This window comes from Carnobacterium funditum DSM 5970, assembly GCF_000744185.1.
Taxonomy (GTDB): Bacteria; Bacillota; Bacilli; order Lactobacillales; family Carnobacteriaceae; genus Carnobacterium_A; species Carnobacterium_A funditum.
On record NZ_JQLL01000001.1, the window covers coordinates 1,253,445 to 1,272,695 of the forward strand.

Consider the following 19,251-nt stretch of genomic DNA (forward strand, 5'->3'; position numbering starts at 1 on the left):
AAAGATGAGGATTGTACTAACCTCATCTTTTTTATTATTTTCACTCTTTTAATTCTGAACTACTTTCCATAATTTCATCAATTAGTCCGTAGGCTTTAGAATCTTCAGCAGTCATGTAGTTATCACGATCCGTATCGCGTTCAATCACTTCAATTGGTTGTCCAGTGCGTTCAGACAAAATTTTATTTAAACGGGCACGTGTTTTCAAGATATGGCGTGCAGCAATTTCAATTTCAGTTGCTTGTCCCTGTGCTCCACCAAGTGGTTGGTGAATCATTACTTCTGCATTTGGTAAAGCATAACGTTTGCCTTTAGTTCCAGCTGTTAATAAGAAGCTTCCCATTGAAGCTGCCATTCCCATTGCGATTGTTTGAACATCTGCTTTGATAAAGTTCATTGTATCATAAATAGCAAATCCAGCTGTTACACTTCCTCCTGGGGAATTAATATAGATGTAAATATCTTTTTCAGGATCTTGCGCATCCAAGAATAGCAATTGAGCTATAACGGAGTTGGCTACATCATCATTTATTTCTCCACTTAACATAATGATACGGTCTTTTAATAGGCGAGAGTAGATATCGTATGCACGCTCACCTCTTGATGATTGTTCTATTACTGTAGGCACTAAATTCATAACTTGTTTCCTCCTTAAAATGGTATCCTTTTATATTGTAACATAAACTTCTTTCAGTCTTGCTATTTTGTATCTTACTCTATTGGTCAATAAAGGTCAAATAATAGAATTGTATTGCCTAAGATTTTTTGTGCAAAAAATCATTTCTCTTTTTATTTTCATTACGTTTTCATTTTTTTATCTATTCCTATCGTTATTTCAATACCTATTATGTCATATCAATCATATGATTGCAGTATTTAATATAGCTACTAGACAAAATAAAATTGTAGGTTTAATTTTAAAAAACGCCAATCCTTTTTTGGTGGAGGACTGTTTAATTTTCTCAGATGGACCCTTCTAAGACCCGCTGTCACTGTGCTAACTTTAGGAATTTGTTATCCTTGGACATTGTGTCTGGTATCTAGTTGAAAAATTAATCATACCGTTATAGCGGAAAAAAGACTGACATTTGTCGGTTCAACAGTTGGGTTATTGGGTCATTGGATTAAACGGTTCTTCTTATGTATTATCACTTTAGGTATTTATAGTTTTTAGGCTTCTGTTAAACTAGAAAACTGGAAAGAAGAAATCCACTTTCTGCAGAATAAACAAAACCACCAATTGTCTTGGAAGATATGAAACCCTCGACAATCGGTGTTCTTTTTATTTTTTGCGATAATTGTGCGATACATTTTTAAAAATACTGTAAACTCAACATTTAAAGGTCTTACTAGATGTCTCCTGAGGGAATCGAACCCCCATCTCAAGAACCGGAATCTTACGTGATATCCATTACACCAAGGAGACTACTTTAAAATTATCAACTACTTTATCTTAGCTGATATCTCGTTAAAAAACAAGGTTTTTAATTATGCATTCCCTTTTTTAAGACTCGCCATTATATATAAAACACGCTAGTCCTTTATGTTACAATAATGGGGTATCTATCATTTTAAAAAAGGAGGCTGCTATATGAATTTTGAACAATCATTTACTCAAAAACAAAATCAAGTTCAAAAAATGGCAATGACACAACAACTCCAACAATCTATTCAAATGCTGCAATACAATCAAGAAGATTTGCTAGCTTTCTTAAATCAAAAAGCATTAGGAAACCCCTTAATAGAAGTTAGTGTGCCTCAAGAGAGGCTAATCGAGAATTTTCCGACTACGACTTATAATAAGGATGACGATGAAACCAATTATATGAATCAGATTCCCGATACGTATGTGTCTTTGTTTGAATACATTTCTGAGCAAATCCACTTAACTATGCGTGAAACTCGTTTAAGAGATTTGGTGATATGGCTTAGTGAATATTTGGATACCAATGGTTACCTAACCATTGCATTAAAGGATGCTGAAAAGTTAACGCAGGCTCAGCCTCTTGAAATCATTGATGCGTTAGTTTTACTTCAACAGTTAGAACCAGCAGGTGTTGGTGCTAGAAATCTGCAAGAATGTTTGATGCTTCAAACAGAGCGTAATGAAAATGCTCCAAATATGGCTTATATAATTTTAGAAGAAGAGTTCGATTTTTTCACAAATCGTAAATGGAAAGACATCACCAGAAAGCTGGATATCTCATTAAATGACATTCAGCTAATTTCAGATTTCATTCAAACTCTAACCCCCTATCCAGGTGCATTGTTTAACGGAGAGAAGGACCAATTTCTTAAACCTGATTTATTTGTAGAAATAGCGTCAAAAGAGTTAAAAGTCATTTCTGTAAAATCTGGGTTGCCTGTTATTTCATTTCAATCCTCTTATTATGAAGATATGATGCAAGTGAAAGATAAAGATGTTACTCATTTCATCAAAGAGAAACAAGCTGAATATGAATGGCTCCAACGCAGTCTTACACAAAGAGGTGATACTATCTTGCGTGTAGGAACAGCTATTGTAAAAAAACAAAAAGGCTTTTTCATTCTCCCAGAGCGTCCCATCCAACCGTTAACCTTAAAAGATATTGCGACAGAACTTGAGATACACGAGTCAACCGTTAGTCGCTCTATTAATGACAAGTATTTAGAAACGGCTTTTGGTATTTTTGAATTAAAACACTTTTTTACTAATGCTTTGAATACTAGGCCTACGGACAAGTCTGATTCAGAACAGCCTGATTTGGTCTCTACAAATGAAGTTAAAAAGAAATTAGCTCAATTTATTGATTCTGAAAACAAACAAAAACCATTATCAGATCAAAAATTGGCTTCGTTGCTGACAGAAGATGGTATTGAAATATCTCGTAGAACCGTTGCTAAATACCGTGAATCTCTTTCAATCCCGACTTCTCTCAAACGAAAGCGTTTTGAAGCTTAATATTGTCTTCCTTATACTAATAAGAAATCCTCGAAGAACTGTATCACTACACAGTTTCTCGAGGATTTTTTCGTGACTTTTTAAAATCTGACATTACTATTAACCGTGTGTTGCGTTCTTAATTTTTCTGCAATTTCATTTAATTTACGTAGACGGTGGTTAATGCCTGATTTACTAATTTGACCACTAGGAATCATTTCTCCTAGTTCCTTTAAAGAGACTTCAGGAGATTGAAGCCTTGCCATAGCAATTTCCTGCAACTTATTCGGTAATTTATCTAACCCCATTACATCATCAATGTATTTAATACTTTCTATCTGCTTACTAGCTGCATCAATTGTTTTATTCAAATTAGCATTTTCACAATTTACTAATCGATTAACGGAGTTTCGCATATCTCGAACAATACGCACATCTTCAAACTTCAACATCCCACTTGTAGCACCTATAAGTGCTAAGAAATCAGCAATTTTTTCACCTTCTTTTAAATAAGTAATAAATCCATTGCGTCTTTCCAATGTTCGAGCATTCATATTAAAATAATTCATCATCTGACAAATATCATCATTGTGCTCTGCATAATTAGAATAAATTTCTAAGTGGTAACGACTTGTCTCTGGATTATTGACTGATCCGCCTGCTAAAAATGATCCTCTTAAATAAGAACGCATTTTTTGAGAATTTGTCATGATTTCTTCTGGAACATGACTGTGTATAATCATCCCATCCATAATAGAAAGATCAGACAATACTTTTTGTGTCCCTCTTTTTAATCGTACAATATAAACATTATTTTTCTTTAATTTCATTTTTCGTCGAACCAACAATTCACTTTCAACTGCAAAATGATCTTTTAATAAGACATAAATTCTTCTTGCAATTGCTGCATTTTCTGTTTGAATATTCAGTACGAATTTCTTGTTCACTAAACTAACTGCTCCATTCATTCGAATTAATGCTGCTAATTCTGCTCTAGCATGCTCGCGATGAACCTCTAGTTGAGTCAGCTCCTTTTTGACCTCTGAAGCATAAGACATTATATCCACCTCCTTCACTTTTTCTCAGCAAATCTATTATGCTTTGGCATAGCGAATGCGATTTCTCTCATAAGCCAACTTAAACAATTCTTCTACAACTTTATCCCCATCGTGAAAGACCCCTTCGTCTCTAAATAAAAGGAAATTATCTGAAATAACACGCGGAACTTCTTGGGATAGACCCCTAAAGTTATGTGCTACCTGTAGTAAATATTCTTCGTATCTCTCATGATCCACATAATTCTCAGGTACATTTTCTGTATTAACTAATACTGTGTCAATAAATTTTCTTCCTAAATGTTTATGCAGGACCGTTACATGATCTGAGTCAGTAAAACTTTCTGTCTCGCCCAATTGGGTCATAATATTGCAGATATAAACAACTTCAGCTTTTGTATTCAATACTGCTTGACCTAAATCACCAATCATTAGGTTAGGTAAGATACTCGTAAACAGACTTCCGGGTCCTAAAACAACCATATCTGCTCCATGGATAGCATTTAAAACCTCGCGAGATGCTTTTACTTCATGGTTATCTTCATTAGCTGTTACATAAACTTTTTCAATTTTTTTACTTTCTTTAGCAATTTTTGATTCTCCTTCAATTTTTGAACCATCTTCAAAAATGGCATGCAAAATTAGAGGCTCTTCAGCTGCAGGATAAACATGTCCGTCAACGCCCATCATTTCCGCTAAGGATTGAATGGCTTCGAAAATGCTGCCTTGCATTTCTGCCATCGCAGCAATAATTAAATTGCCAATAGAATGCCCAGCTAAAAAACTATCCGCGGTATCAAAACGATACTGAAAAATGTTTTTTTGACATTCAGGGATATTTGATAATGAAACTAAAACATTTCTGATATCTCCAGGAGGAACGACATTAGCGTAATTACGCAAAGAGCCACTGCTGCCTCCATCATCTGCAACAGTGACGATAGCCGTTACATCCGCTTGTTTTTCCTTTAATCCTTTTAAAATAACAGGTAAGCCGGTTCCACCACCTATTACTACAATTTTAGGTTTCCTCACTTTTTTTTCATCTATCATGACCGGTTAACCGTTTCTTTGACCTTGTCTTTGTCCCGATGGGTAATATGAACCGGATACCCATCAGTTGTAATTTTTTGTCCAATACGTTCTGAAAGGGCGACTGAACGGTGTTTGCCACCTGTACATCCTATTGCGATGGTAACATTATTTTTCCCTTCTTTTTTATAACCTGGTAAAACAATGTCTAACAATTCAGTGAATTTGCGATAGAAAATTTCAGTTTCAGGTTGTTTCATTACGTAATCATACACAGGCTTATCTACACCTGTTAAAGGTCTTAGACTATCAATATAATGAGGGTTTGGTAAAAAACGAACATCCATTACTAGATCTGCATCAATCGGTAAACCATATTTAAAGCCAAATGAAACCAACTCAATACGGAACAAATCTGCTCCAGCTCGTTTATTAAATGTTGTTTGAATTTCTTCTCTCAATTGACGAGGAGTTAAATTACTTGTATTAATAACTTTTTGAGCACGGCCTTTGATATCATTCAGTAATTCACGCTCTTTTTTAATTCCTTCAATTAAACGATCGTTCATTGCTAAAGGATGAGTCCGTCTTGTTTCTTTGTAACGAGAAACCAATTCTTCGTCGTCTGCCTCTAAAAACAATATTTTCGTGGTGATGAACGTTGTATTGTCCATACCTTCTAACGCCGTCACAATTTCATCAAAAAATTCACGCGCACGTAAATCAATGACCAAGGCAATTTTGGTTAACTTGCCAGATTCTCTGACTAATTCCCAAAATTTCGGCAATAAACTAGGAGGCATATTATCTACACAGAAATAGCCCATATCTTCAAAACTTTGCATAGCTACTGTTTTACCTGCGCCACTCATACCTGTAATAATGACTAATTGTAAATTTTCTACCATCCTTGGCACTCTCCTTCGAGTTCTCATTTTACAAGCCTTCGTTTAATTATAACATTCCGGGTGTGTCGTGTATAGTTAAGTTTAAAATTTGCTTAATTACTAACAGACAAAAGCCATGAGGAGCAAAAATGCTCACCATGGCTGCTGCAAAAAAATTAGGCATTTACTACGATTTCAATTGTTGCTTCGAAATCTCCTAGCTTTCTATTTACTTCACTAGCAGAAGTTGCGAAAGATCCAATATAGAATTTTATTTTTGGCTCTGTACCTGAAGGTCGAATAGCTAACCAACTGCCATCTACCATTTTATATTTCAATACATTAGATGAAGGCATATCAATTGTCTCTTTTGTACCATCTCTATAAGTACGTTCTCTGGTTTTAAAGTCCTCCACACATTCCACACCAATTCCGGCAAATTCTCTTGGTGATTCTTTGCGGAATTTAGCAATTAACTCTTTTATTTTCCTAGCGCCTTCAATACCATCCATCGTCATAGAAATCGTTTTTTCTTTATAATGACCAAATTCATGGAAAATATCTTGCAGACCATCATAAAGTGTTTTATCTTGCTCTTTATAAAAAGCTGCAACTTCAGCGATTAAAACAAGTGCTTGAATCGCGTCTTTATCACGAACAAATGGTTTCACTAAGTAACCATAACTTTCTTCAAAACCGAATAGGAAGGTTTGACTTTTATCAGCTTCATATTGCTTGATTTTTTCTGCAATAAATTTAAATCCGGTCAAGACGTCAACTATCTTCATTCCAAAGTGTTCTGTGATAGCTGTTGGCAACTCACTCGAAACAATTGATTTTAAGACGACGCCATTCTCTATTAATTTTCCTGTTTCTTTCTGAACAGTTAACAAGTAATAAAGCATTAAGCTCGCAATTTGGTTGCCTGTTAAAACTTCATAATTGCCAACAGCTGTTTTAACAGCTATTCCTAAGCGATCTGCATCAGGATCGGTTGCGACTAGAATATCTGCATCAATTTTTTTCCCTAATCGAAGAGCGTATTCAAATGCCGCTGGATCTTCAGGATTTGGCGATTTTACTGTAGAAAAATCAGGATCGGCCACAGCTTGTTCTGGAACAACTGTAATTCCTTTAAACCCTGCATTAGCCAATGCACGTTCTCCTAACATCTGACCTGCACCATGTAAAGGCGTGAAAACAAGTTTCATCTTATCACTCATTCGTTTAATCAATTCAGGATCGACACTCACTGCCTTCACTTGCTCAAGATACAATTGATCCATGTCTTCGCCTAAAATAGTCAATAGTCCCTTAGATTGGAGTTCATCTTCTGACAATACAGCAACGGTTAAGCTATTCTCAACATTTCTCACGTATGAAGTCAACGCATCCGCTTCTTTTGGTGGCATTTGTCCTCCATCTTCGCCATATACCTTATAGCCATTATATGATGCTGGATTGTGACTAGCTGTAATCATGATTCCAGCATAGGCATTTAACTGACGAACAGCAAAAGATAATTCTGGTGTAGGACGTAAACTTTCAAAAACAAACGCAGGAATATTATGAGCACCTAATGTTTTTGCAGCTTCCATGGCAAACTCTGGAGATTGATGTCTTGAATCATAAGCAATTGCGACACCACGTTTTTTTGTTTCTTCTCCTAAACTATCCATAAATAAGGCTAACCCCTCTGTAGCTTGACGAATCGTATATTGATTCATCCGGTTAATTCCAACGCCAATTATTCCGCGCATCCCAGCAGTACCAAATTCCAAGGGAGCATAGAACGCATCTTCTAACTTATGATTATCTCCTTTCAAAGTAAGTAATTCAGCCTTTAATGTTTCTTCTAACGGTTCATAATTGTCCCAAATTTCATATGTTTGTTCCCAAGTCATATTTAATCATCCTTTGCTATTTGATAAAAAACGTTTACATCACTCTTTTTGCAAGTATACCATTTTTCTCAGTTTCTTTCATTAAAAGTACATCGCAAAAAAAAACAAGAGTCCAGGATTAACCCAGTCTCTTGCTTTATTATCATTAAACTAATTTACTTTTTCAGCTTCTAAAGATTCATTCAATTTCTCAATATAATGAAAAACATTGTCGCCAGCTAAACTGCCATCTCCAACAGCCGTTGCTATTTGGCGTAGCGGTGTCAAGCGAACATCGCCGACAGCAAATATTCCAGGAATGGTTGTTTCCATTCTTTCATTTGTCTTAATCCAACCTTCATCATCTGTGATACCTAATTTTCTGAATTGTTCTGAGTTCGGCAAAATACCGACATAGATGAAAACTCCATCAGCAGGAGCATCTCTAAATTCGCCTGTTATAGTATCTTTTAATTTTACTCCAGTGACCTTCATATCATCACCAAAAATTGTTTCAACAGTAGCATTCCAGATGAAGTCTACTTTTTCATTTTTAAATGCACGATCTTGAAGTATTTTTTGAGATCTTAGTTCATCACGTCGATGGACGATTGTTACTTTATCAGCAAACTGCGTTAAATACGTTCCTTCTTCTACAGCTGAATCGCCACCACCGATAACCAGTAAATGTTTGTTTCGGAAAAATGCTCCATCACAGACAGCACAATAAGATACACCGCGACCATTGTATTGGTTTTCTCCATCTACACCTAATTTGCGATGCTCAGCACCTGTTGCGATCACTATCGCTTTTGCTTTGTATTCTTTTTTACCTGATATTAAGGTCTTATATTCTCGGCCTTCAATTATTTCTTTTATATCGCCGTATATGTGTTCTGCTCCGAAGCGTATAGCTCCCTGGTACATATTTTCAGAAAGCTCTGGTCCTAAAATGCTGCTAAATCCAGAATAATTCTCTACCTCAGCCGTATTCATCATCTGACCACCTGGTACTCCGCGTTCTATTATTAAGGTACTTAAATTAGCACGTGAGGCATAAAGAGCTGCTGTTAGGCCGCCCGGTCCAGCCCCGATAACAACCACATCGTATATTTTTTCTGCTGTCTCCATAGTATATCTCCTTTAACTTCATTCAGTTTATCATTTATTTCTCTATTCTACACTGTATCATTAAAAACTTCCATTTATTTGCTTACTAAATGGAAGTTAATTTTTAAAATTCTTTTATTTCTATTTCGATGACTTGCTTCAAAGATTCTGCTTCATCAGAAAAATCACCATCTGGTTCAAGTTGCAAGTATTGGATTACTAATTCTAATGCTTTTTCTAACTCATCTAAAAATGCATAATTATTGGCTTGAAAATAGTAAGCTTCAGGAAAAATATCTCCATCACTACGAATTAAATCCTCTAATATTTCCATTGATTCTGCAAATTCACCTGTCTGTTGGTAGCAAATAGCTAACTGGCAAAGAGCGAAAACTCTTTCTTCTTCAGTTTTACTCAACGTGCTTGCACGTAGGAGGTACTCTTTAGCCTTTGCCATATCATTTTTTTGAAAAGCTTTAATTCCTCTTTGAAAATAAAAGTCGCTAGTTGGAATAAATGGTATGATTGTAGCTGTTTCATTTTCCCCATCTGACATGTGGCTTCCCCCTTTTTATTGCACTTTATTTTGATAAACAAGTATAGCACAGACGCTCTTGATTTGATATACCTCCCTATGTTCTTCAATAGGATTATTTTCAATAAAAAAAGCGTTCCATCGCACCACCTAAAATGGTGAGCGGCTTCTCGCTAATTTATTTTTGTTCAGATAAATGATTATTTTTTTTCGTTTTCTTCAAGTTTTTGTCCTAATTTAATGATGTATTCACGTAAAGCATCTTTTACTTCGTTGTGTTTTAAACCATACTGAATACTAGTTTTCAGGAATCCAAACTTATCCCCCACATCAAAACGTTGTCCTTTAAATTCATGTGCAAAAACACGTTGCGTTTTATTTAAAGTATCAATAGCATCAGTTAATTGAATCTCTCCACCAGCACCAGGTTCTTGTTTTTCTAAAATATCGAAAATTTCAGGAGTCAACAAGTAACGTCCAATAATAGCTAAATCACTGGGTGCATCTTCTGGCTTAGGCTTTTCCACAAAACTACGTACATTATAAGTTGTTTCATCTACTTGTCCTTCAGGATCAATAATGCCGTATTTATAAGTATCTTCATGTGGGACTTTCATTACTGCTATATTAGAAGCATGAGTTTTATCGTAACCATTGATCAATTGTTTTGTCAAAGGAACTTCGTCTTCCATCAAATCATCCCCGAGCATAACCACAAATGGTTCATTCCCAATAAATGCTTTAGCTTGTAAAACAGCATGACCTAGTCCTTTGGGATAAGATTGACGAACGAAAAACAAATTCAAACCTGTCGTTTCTTCAACCAACTCTAAAAGAGCGAGCTTATCTTTGGCTCTCAAATTTTCTTCTAATTCTGGATTTGAATCAAAGTGATCCTCAATTGGACGCTTACTTTTCCCAGTTACAATTAAAATATCTTCAATCCCCGAATTAATTGCTTCTTCTACGATAAACTGAATGGTTGGTTTATCAACGATTGGCAGCATCTCTTTTGCCATCGCTTTTGTAGCAGGTAAAAAACGTGTGCCCAAGCCTGCAGCTGGAATGACCGCTTTACGAACTTTTTGCATTTTTATTTTCCTCCAATACTTTGTTTTCTGTAATCCATGTACTTACTAGTAACTTTCTGATTTCCCATCGCGTTTCATTAAGGAATCGACAGCCTCTTTAACGTTTGCTTCATTATACAACACCTCATAAATTACTGCAGTAATTGGCATTTCAATTTCTTTTTCTTTTGCTAATTCATATACCGCTTTAGTCGTCGTAATCCCCTCAGCAACCATCTCCATGTGGTCTAAGACTTCCGTTACCGTCATGCCTTTTCCTAAGAAATTACCTGCTTGCCAATTACGCGAATGCACACTAGTACACGTCACAATCAAATCGCCAACCCCACTTAGACCAATAAACGTTAATGGATCCGCTCCAAAAGCTACACCTAAACGACTGATTTCTGCCAATCCTCTAGTCATTAAGGCTGCTTTAGCATTATCTCCATAGCCTAAACCGTGGAGAGCGCCCGCTCCAAGAGCGATAATATTTTTCAAGGCCGCTCCAAGTTCTACTCCAATAATATCTTTATTGGTATACACTCTAAAATAATCATTCATAAATAATTGTTGAACAAAAGTAGCCGTTTCTATATCGGATGATGCTGCAGTAATAGTGGTTAAATCCTTTACGGCTACTTCTTCTGCATGACTAGGTCCAGACAAGGCAACCACGGCTTTACGTTTATTCTTAGAAATTTCTTCTTCTAGAATAATTGAAATACGCTTATGCGTTTCTTGTTCTAGACCTTTACTAGCATGAATGATAACTACAGGATTTTTCAAGGTAGCTTCTACCTTTCTAGCTACTTCGCGAATAGCTTTCGTTGGAACAACAAATAAAACAGCATCGACTGAATCTAAGACTTCTGCTAAATCAGTAGAGGCTTTTATTTTTTTTGAAAGCATCACTTTTGGCAAATAATGCTTATTTGTATGGTATTGATTGATTTCGTCCACTTGCTCCTGGCTATGACTCCACAAATGAACCTCGTGTCCATTTTCTTCAAGAACCATTGACAAAGCTGTTCCCCATGAGCCAGCACCCAATAGCGCAATTTTATTCAACATGTTATTTCGTCACTCCTTGTCATGATTTCAATGTCTTTATTCTCTATTCGTTAGTTTTAAGATATCTTGGTTGTGATGATCAAATTCAGTTGATTTGAGTGATTTTTTTCTCTTCGTCTGCAGTTAACCCCTCTAGATAATAAGGAACTGGAGGATAGTCTCTTCTTCTCGTTGCCCAGATAATCAGTGCAGCTATGAATAAAACAACTGATAATGCTTGGGATACACGCAACCAATCCACTAACCATAAACTATCTGTTCTTAGTCCTTCAATAAAGAAACGTCCAAATGAATACCACAAAACATAAGTTAAGGCTACTTCGCCACGACGCAATAAGGATTTACGATTTCGCAATAAGACAATCAATACAAATCCAGTTAAACTCCAAAGAGATTCATAAAGAAAAGTCGGGTGATAATAAACACCATTGATATTCATTTGATTAATAATGAATTCGGGCAAATAAAGATTTTCTAAAAAGTTTCTTGTAACTTCTCCACCATGTGCTTCTTGGTTAATAAAGTTTCCCCAACGTCCCATCGCTTGTGCTAACAAGACATTAGGTGCAAGAACATCTAGCATCAACCAAATAGGGATACCATGCTTTTTAGTGTACCAATAAACCGTTAGACCTCCAGCAATCAATCCACCATATATAGCAATTCCACCATTCCAGATGGCCATTATTTCGCCTGGATTTTGCAAGTAATACTCTAATTCAAAGATAACGTAGTATAAACGTGCCCCGATAAAAGCGATGGGTAGCGACCAAAGAGCCATATCAATGACATGATCTCCTTCAATCCCGCGTTTTTTTGCTTCGCGCATGCTTAAAAATATGGCTACAAAAATAGCAGAAGCAATAATAACTCCATACCAATAAACTTCAAGAGGCCCCAATGAAAATGCAATAGGGTTGATTGCACTGAATAAAAAGTTCATCTTCTAATCTCCTTTTTTAAGCTTCTCCAGAATTGCTTTTGATTAATTTTTCAAGATTTCTTTCAAATGTTTCAGTTGCATTATATCCCATTTGTTTGGCTCTATAATTCATAGCAGCTGATTCAATAATGACCGCTAAATTACGTCCAGTTTTAACCGGTATAGAAATCAAAGGAACATCAACATTAGAAATTCTTCTTTTCCCATCAGAGGATCCCAGACGGTCAAATTTAGTATGTTTATCCCATAATTCCAAGTTAACAATTAGATTAACCGCTTTACTTAGTCGGATGGCTCCTACTCCAAATAAATTAGCCACATCGATAATGCCAATTCCACGAATCTCAATTAGATTACGTAAAATTTCAGGCGGCTCACCAATTAAACGGTTTTCTCCAACCACGTGAAGTTCAACTCGATCATCTGCTACTAAACGATGACCTCTTTGAATGAGTTCTAAAGCTGTTTCACTTTTCCCTACACCACTGTCCCCAGTAATCATGACACCCATTCCGTAGATATCGATTAACACACCATGAACGGATTCTCTTTCAGCTAACCGTTCTTCTAAAAAATTCGTGACATTACTAGCTAGACGAGTAGTAGCATACGTTGATGACAATAATGGGATTTCTTTTTCAGTTGTCGCTTGAATCAATTCTTTAGGTAATGTCAAATTACGTGAAACTAAAAAAGCAGGTGTATCTGGCTGACACATCCGTCGAAAAACCATTAACCGCTCATCACTAGACATGCGTTCTGAAAATGAAATTTCTGTTCTGCCGAATAGTTGCAGGCGCTCTTGCGGGTAATAGTTAAAATAGCCTGTCAATTCCAAACCTGGTCTTGAAAGGTCAGTTGTCTGGATTGTTCTGTTTAAAAATTCCTCTCCATTATGTACAACTAACTTAAGAGAGTCCACTAATTCTTTTACTGTTACACTATTAGTCATACTTTATTCTCCTTTGAGCTCCATTTAGCTGGTTGCTATTATTTATAAGTTGATTGATTTAAAAAAAGTTGCTTACATTTCCTATTTTACCATTTTAAACTAGGCTATTAAAGAGAATCACACTTTTTTTGTATGAATACTGTTACTATTGCTTAAATTTAGTTTCTTTTTGTGTGTTTTACAAAAAAACAGTATGCATAGACTAATTCGTCATACACATACCGCAAAACACATTGTTCTATTTACTATCTATTTACAACTATTCTGCTACTAATAAATGTATTTACAAATGACAGAATAATTGCAATTAAAATAGTTGTTCCAAATGTCCTGAATTGAAACCCTGGACCCACAATTAGAGAGGTTAAACTTAGCATGCTCGCATTTATAACAATACTGAACAGACCTAAAGTGAGTATTGTTATTGGTAAAGACAAGAGAAATAAAATTGGTTTAACTGCCATATTTAATACAGAAAGGACTAAACTTGCTACTAACGCAATCCAGATATTCGCTACGTAAAAAGAATTTTGGAAAAGCCCTGATAAAGCTAAGAAAATCAGTGCATTAACGACAATTACTTGCCAATATTTCACTAGAAGTCACTCCAGTCATTATGGGTTCCTTTCTTCTCTTCGTTTACCTTTTCAGCTTCTTTACGGGATTTATTCTCACTTTCCGTTCCATTAAATCCTCTATGCCAATCAGATTTTTCTGACCCTGGAGCCTCCGGCATAATTAATGCCAAGATAATATATAAAATAATAGGCGAGCCTACCCCAAAAACAATAGCAATGGAGTATAGGATACGCAAGATACTAGGATCAAAATCGAAATATTCTGCAATTCCACCTAAAACGCCACTGACTACCTTATTATTTTTTGATTTTGTTAATTTTTTCATTTTCTAATCACCCTTTCAAAATATTTCAATGAGCCTATCCATAAATAACCGTTATTCTGTTTTACTTTTTTCATTATCTTTTAAGAATATATTTCCAGTCGTTGTGCTAACTGTTAATATTACAGGATTACCATCATTTTGTCTTCTAAATTCAAGTAATTGATTGGTGCGATCTTTTTTCTCTTTGATTATTTCTGTTTTTTCCATTCGATTTTGAATGGTGCCTAAGTTACTTTTTGCATTTCCTTCTATACTTAATTCTTTTGGAACAGAAACTTTAACTGCACCATTGACGGATGAAGCTTCTAAATGCTGCAAGTCTGTATTCAAGACAGTAACCTTAACCGTGCCATTAACTGTTGATAAATCAACACCGTTAAAACCTCCTTGAGCCACAATACCACCATTAATACTGTTAACAATTAGATCTCTTGTAGTGCTATCTACAAGAGATACTTTTCCATTTACGCCTTCTGTTTCAATCATCGTAGCTTTTACTTTTTCAAAACACATGTCACCATTTGTGCATTTAACGTAAATATCTTCACCTTCAAACTCTTCTATTCTCACGTTTCCATTTAATAGCTTGATAGCTGTGTGATCATATACTCTTTCAGGTAAATAAAAAGTCATATCGCAACGAATACGTTTGTTTGGAATATGAAACAAGATTTTTTCTTCTGTTACATCAATTGTACTACGCTTTGAGAATGCTTCAAAAGGACTATCAGAATCAAGTTTTCCATAAATTTTAATCTCTGTTTCAACTTTGATATCTTCACCTTTCCAAGTTTTAAAAAGAACATCACCATTGGCTACTTTCACATCAATAATAGACGCCATCGAATTAGGATAACTAAATTCGTGTGTGAATTTCGTAGAAGCTAATCCTGGAACACGCACATTAACATCTTTCCAATCCATATTTTCCATTACTGAAGAAAAAGTATTCTTCATTAACTTACCAAATTGATTTCCTGCTTCTGTCATTTTTCCGCCAACTTGATTGATTGTGTCATTGGCTACATCTTTCCAATCATCTGGAATTTCAAATTTTTCAATGAGTTGTTTTTTTTGAGATCCCCATTGTTTTTGTTTAACGATACGTAACTGTTCCATTAATGTTACTCTATCTTCTTCGAGATCAGTTAATTGAGCCTCATACTCTTCTATCTCATGACTTAACTGCTTTAACTCAGGTTCTTTTTCAGCGTCTAGTTCGTCTAAATCTTCCAATGTTTCTAATACATTTAGCTTTTCATTTGCTTTATTTAGTTGATTTCTAATTGCTCTAATTTCACTATCTTTTTCATCTAATTGAACAGAATAGCTTGACGCTTCGTTAGCAAGTTTTTCTAATATTGCTTCTAATTGTTCTTGGTCTTTCTTTTGTTCTTCTTTGTATTCATCGTATTCTTCTTGTTCTTGCTCAGTCTCTTGTTCACTTATTTTTTCTACGTGTGGAGACTCGATAGGTTCTTGAGTAAACGACTGGTCTTGAACTGTTGTTTGATCTCTTTTAACTGCTTCTTTACTATCTTTTTTAGCACTGTTTTCAAGCAAAACCAGAGCTTCTTCTGTTGAAATGATGTCTTGTTTTACTAATTCTAGGATTCTTTCTCTTTCTTTCATGATACTATCCCTCCTTGGAATATTCCATCTATCTAGTAATTGTTCAAGCAATAGGTTGTTAGCTATTCTTTCTTATATTTCTATTATGCTTTACTAAACGGGTTTTGTCATAGGACTTTAGAACGATTTCCATATGGTTACTTAGACTGAATCTTTTCTTATTACACTCATCTTTATTTTAACACGAACACAAAAACAGCGTTAGTGAAACACTATGAAATAAAAAAACAACAGACCCCTTTAGAAAAGGGCCTGTTACTTTTGATCACTTATCCACTATATTATTTAGATTGTTCTATAGTGCGGTTTTTATCTCTTTTCAGTATTTTTTTCAAATAATATCCAGTATAACTATTTTTTGCTTTTGCAATTTTTTCTGGAGTCCCAGTTGCTAAAATTGTTCCACCTCCAGCACCACCTTCAGGACCAAGATCAATAATGTAGTCAGCTGTTTTAATCACATCTAGATTGTGTTCAATCACTAAAACGGTGTTTCCAGCCTCAACTAAGCGGTTTAAGACTTCCAATAACCGAGCGATGTCTTCTGTATGAAGTCCAGTTGTCGGCTCATCTAGAATATAAAAATTCTTTCCATCAGACCGCTTATGAAGTTCGCTAGCTAGCTTCATGCGTTGAGCTTCTCCTCCGGATAATGTTGTTGCTGGTTGACCTAATGTCACATATCCTAATCCAACATCAATAATTGTTTGTACTTTACGATGAATTTTTGGAATGTGCTCAAAAAAGACAACGGCTTCTTCAATTGTCATACCTAGTACATCAGAAATATTCTTGCCTTTGTAACGAACTTCTAACGTTTCTGAATTGTATCTTGTGCCATGACAAATTTCACAAGGGACATAAACATCAGGTAGAAAATGCATTTCGATTTTTAGAATACCATCCCCTCTACAAGCCTCACAACGACCACCTTTCACATTGAAACTAAAACGTCCTTTTTTATAGCCTCTAATTTTAGCTTCATTTGTAGAAGCAAATAGGTCACGAATATCATCAAAAACACTGGTATACGTTGCTGGATTGCTTCGCGGTGTTCTTCCAATTGGACTTTGGTCAATATTTATTATTTTTTCTAATTTTTCATACCCAGTCATTTTTTTAAATTTCCCTGGTTTTTGTTTGGAACGATTCAGTTCACGAGACAAAGCTTTTTTTAAAATCGTATTAATTAGAGTACTTTTCCCAGAACCAGAAACACCTGTTACTGCAATAAAGCGTCCCAATGGGAAATCGACAGTTAAATTTTTCAAGTTATTTTCAGCTGCACCCGTAATACGGATGGCACCTTTGTTTTCAATGCGACGAGTTTTCGGTACCGGGATAAACTTTCTACCAGATAAATAAGCCCCTGTTAACGATTTTTCATTTTTCGCAACTTCTTCTGGTGTACCAAAAGCTACTATTTCTCCACCTTTTTCGCCAGCACCTGGTCCAATATCAATCAAATAATCTGCTGCAAACATTGTGTCTTCATCGTGTTCTACTACAATTAATGTATTGCCAAGATCGCGCATTTTTTTTAACGAGTCAATTAAGCGGTTGTTGTCTCTTTGATGCAACCCGATTGAAGGTTCATCTAAGATATACAACACTCCCGATAAGTTTGAACCGATTTGAGTAGCTAATCGAATTCGCTGTGCTTCTCCACCGGATAACGTACCTGACATACGGCTCAAGGTTAGGTAATTCAATCCTACGTTACTCAAAAAATTTAATCTATCATGAACTTCTTTCAGAATCGGTTTGGCAATCATACTTTCTTGCTCCGAAAGAACAAGGCCCCCAAAGAAATCTATCGCTCCCTCAATTGGATAATTGCTAACTTCACCAATATCTTTATCGCCTACTTTTACAGATAGTGCTTGTCGATTTAATCGTTTGCCTTTACAAGTCTGACAAGTTAATTCAGTCATATAAAGGCGCATTTGATCTCTTGTAAAATCACTATTGGTTTCTTTGTAACGTCTATCAATATTACGAATAATTCCTTCAAAAGGGATATCAACATCTCTAATGCCACCAAAATCATTTTTATAATGAAAATGAAATAGCTCTTCATTTGAACCTTCCAAAACAAAACGTTGTTCTTTTTCAGTCAATTTTTCAAAAGGAGTATCTAAATCAATATTGAACGTCTGACAAGCTTGTTCTAGTAATTGTGGATAATAATTTGAACTAATCGGTTTCCAAGGTGCAACCGCACCTTCTCTGAGAGTTAAAGATTTTTCCGGAATGATTAAATCTGTATCCACTTCTAATTTTATACCTAAGCCATCACAATCTCCGCATGCCCCGAATGGAGCATTAAAAGAGAATAAGCGTGGCTCTAATTCCCCAACAGTAAACCCACAGTAAGGGCAAGCATAGTGCTCACTAAACAACACTTCCTCTTGACCTAATATATCAGCAACAGCGTAGCCTTCTGCCAGTCGAAGCGCTGCTTCTAACGAATCAAATAATCGTGAACGGATACCTTCTTTGACTACAATTCGGTCAATGACGATATCAATATCATGTTTTTTGTTTTTTTCTAATTCAATTTCATCTGAAATATCATAGATTTCTTTATCCACACGTAAACGAACATAACCTTCACTTTTTATTCTTTCAAATATTTTTTTGTGCTGCCCTTTTTTTCCAACTACAATAGGTGCTAAGATTTGAATTCTAGTTTTTTCAGGATATTCAAGTACACGATCTACCATCTGCTCAACAGTTTGACTTGTAATCTCGGTTCCATCATTGGGACAAATTGGGTGACCTACTCTAGCATAGAGAAGACGTAAATAATCATTAATTTCCGTTACAGTACCAACAGTTGAACGCGGATTTTTACTCGTTGTTTTTTGATCAATTGAGATAGCCGGACTTAAGCCATCAATACTATCAACATCGGGTTTATCCATTTGACCTAAAAATTGACGAGCGTAAGCAGATAAACTTTCCACATACCGTCTTTGCCCTTCTGCGTACAATGTGTCAAAAGCTAGCGAACTTTTTCCTGAACCAGACAACCCGGTTAATACAACTAATTTATCTCTAGGAATAGTGACATCAATATTTTTCAAGTTATGTGATCGTGCGCCATGGATTTCAATTTTATCATTTCGCATATAGATTCTTCCTTTACGATGAATTTTAATAGTTTTACTGCCTTTTATTTAACTCTTTTAATGTACCGCAATTCACAAAAAATAGGATAGCGAAATGCCTCCTACCTTCCATTTCTATAT

General features: G+C 35.5%; 16 protein-coding genes and 1 tRNA gene. 1 reads left to right on the forward strand and 16 read right to left on the reverse strand.

What is annotated here, in order from left to right; translation table 11 throughout:
* Positions 1-40 precede the first annotated feature (40 nt).
* A complete protein-coding gene (clpP, locus tag BR44_RS05770; protein ID WP_034551172.1) occupies positions 41-637 on the reverse strand; it encodes an ATP-dependent Clp endopeptidase proteolytic subunit ClpP in 597 nt (198 codons plus the stop codon).
* 717 nt (positions 638-1,354) lie between these two features.
* A tRNA-Arg gene (locus tag BR44_RS05775) sits at positions 1,355-1,426 on the reverse strand.
* A gap of 165 nt (positions 1,427-1,591) precedes the next feature.
* On the opposite strand from BR44_RS05775, the gene rpoN reads away from it, so the two are divergent.
* Positions 1,592-2,941: an RNA polymerase factor sigma-54 gene (gene rpoN, locus BR44_RS05780; RefSeq protein ID WP_034551174.1), complete on the forward strand. Its 1,350-nt coding sequence runs from the start codon at positions 1,592-1,594 to the stop codon at positions 2,939-2,941.
* 80 nt (positions 2,942-3,021) lie between these two features.
* On the opposite strand, the gene whiA is transcribed toward rpoN, so the two are convergent.
* From whiA to uvrA, 14 genes are all read right to left on the reverse strand, one after another.
* On the reverse strand, positions 3,022-3,978 hold the full coding sequence (whiA, locus tag BR44_RS05785; protein WP_034551175.1) for a DNA-binding protein WhiA: 957 nt from the start codon (positions 3,976-3,978) through the stop codon (positions 3,022-3,024).
* 36 nt (positions 3,979-4,014) lie between these two features.
* The gene (locus BR44_RS05790; protein WP_034551176.1) at positions 4,015-5,028 is read right to left on the reverse strand and encodes a gluconeogenesis factor YvcK family protein; all 1,014 of its coding nucleotides are present in this window, start codon (positions 5,026-5,028) and stop codon (positions 4,015-4,017) included.
* The gene (gene rapZ / locus BR44_RS05795) at positions 5,025-5,915 is read right to left on the reverse strand and encodes an RNase adapter RapZ (RefSeq protein ID WP_034551177.1); all 891 of its coding nucleotides are present in this window, start codon (positions 5,913-5,915) and stop codon (positions 5,025-5,027) included. Before rapZ ends, BR44_RS05790 begins: the two co-directional genes overlap by 4 nt.
* Positions 5,916-6,070: 155 nt before the next feature.
* Complete coding sequence (locus tag BR44_RS05800) at positions 6,071-7,798, reverse strand: phospho-sugar mutase (RefSeq protein ID WP_034551179.1); 1,728 nt, start codon at positions 7,796-7,798, stop codon at positions 6,071-6,073.
* Positions 7,799-7,948: 150 nt separating this feature from the next.
* Entirely contained in the window at positions 7,949-8,908 is a 960-nt protein-coding gene (gene trxB / locus BR44_RS05805; RefSeq protein WP_034551181.1) for a thioredoxin-disulfide reductase, read from the reverse strand.
* A gap of 103 nt (positions 8,909-9,011) precedes the next feature.
* Positions 9,012-9,443 carry a tetratricopeptide repeat protein gene (locus BR44_RS05810; RefSeq protein WP_034551182.1) on the reverse strand — a complete coding sequence of 144 codons (432 nt, stop codon included), beginning with the start codon at positions 9,441-9,443 and terminating at the stop codon, positions 9,012-9,014.
* Between the two features lie 179 nt (positions 9,444-9,622).
* Positions 9,623-10,513, reverse strand: a complete 891-nt coding sequence (galU, locus tag BR44_RS05815) for a UTP--glucose-1-phosphate uridylyltransferase GalU (protein WP_034551185.1) — start codon at positions 10,511-10,513, stop codon at positions 9,623-9,625.
* Positions 10,514-10,558: 45 nt separating this feature from the next.
* On the reverse strand, positions 10,559-11,566 hold the full coding sequence (locus BR44_RS05820; RefSeq protein WP_034551186.1) for an NAD(P)H-dependent glycerol-3-phosphate dehydrogenase: 1,008 nt from the start codon (positions 11,564-11,566) through the stop codon (positions 10,559-10,561).
* 85 nt (positions 11,567-11,651) lie between these two features.
* Positions 11,652-12,509, reverse strand: coding sequence for a prolipoprotein diacylglyceryl transferase (gene lgt / locus BR44_RS05825; RefSeq protein WP_034551187.1), 858 nt, complete (start codon positions 12,507-12,509; stop codon positions 11,652-11,654).
* A gap of 16 nt (positions 12,510-12,525) precedes the next feature.
* Positions 12,526-13,461 carry an HPr(Ser) kinase/phosphatase gene (gene hprK / locus BR44_RS05830; protein WP_034551188.1) on the reverse strand — a complete coding sequence of 312 codons (936 nt, stop codon included), beginning with the start codon at positions 13,459-13,461 and terminating at the stop codon, positions 12,526-12,528.
* Positions 13,462-13,706: 245 nt separating this feature from the next.
* On the reverse strand, positions 13,707-14,057 hold the full coding sequence (locus BR44_RS05835) for a phage holin family protein (RefSeq protein ID WP_034551189.1): 351 nt from the start codon (positions 14,055-14,057) through the stop codon (positions 13,707-13,709).
* On the reverse strand, positions 14,057-14,365 hold the full coding sequence (locus tag BR44_RS05840; protein ID WP_034551193.1) for a PspC domain-containing protein: 309 nt from the start codon (positions 14,363-14,365) through the stop codon (positions 14,057-14,059). The genes BR44_RS05835 and BR44_RS05840 overlap by 1 nt, the downstream gene beginning before the upstream one ends.
* A gap of 51 nt (positions 14,366-14,416) precedes the next feature.
* Positions 14,417-15,997, reverse strand: a complete 1,581-nt coding sequence (gene liaX / locus BR44_RS05845) for a daptomycin-sensing surface protein LiaX (RefSeq protein ID WP_034551195.1) — start codon at positions 15,995-15,997, stop codon at positions 14,417-14,419.
* Between the two features lie 281 nt (positions 15,998-16,278).
* Positions 16,279-19,131, reverse strand: coding sequence for an excinuclease ABC subunit UvrA (gene uvrA, locus BR44_RS05850; RefSeq protein WP_034551197.1), 2,853 nt, complete (start codon positions 19,129-19,131; stop codon positions 16,279-16,281).
* Between the last annotated feature and the right edge of the window lie 120 nt (positions 19,132-19,251).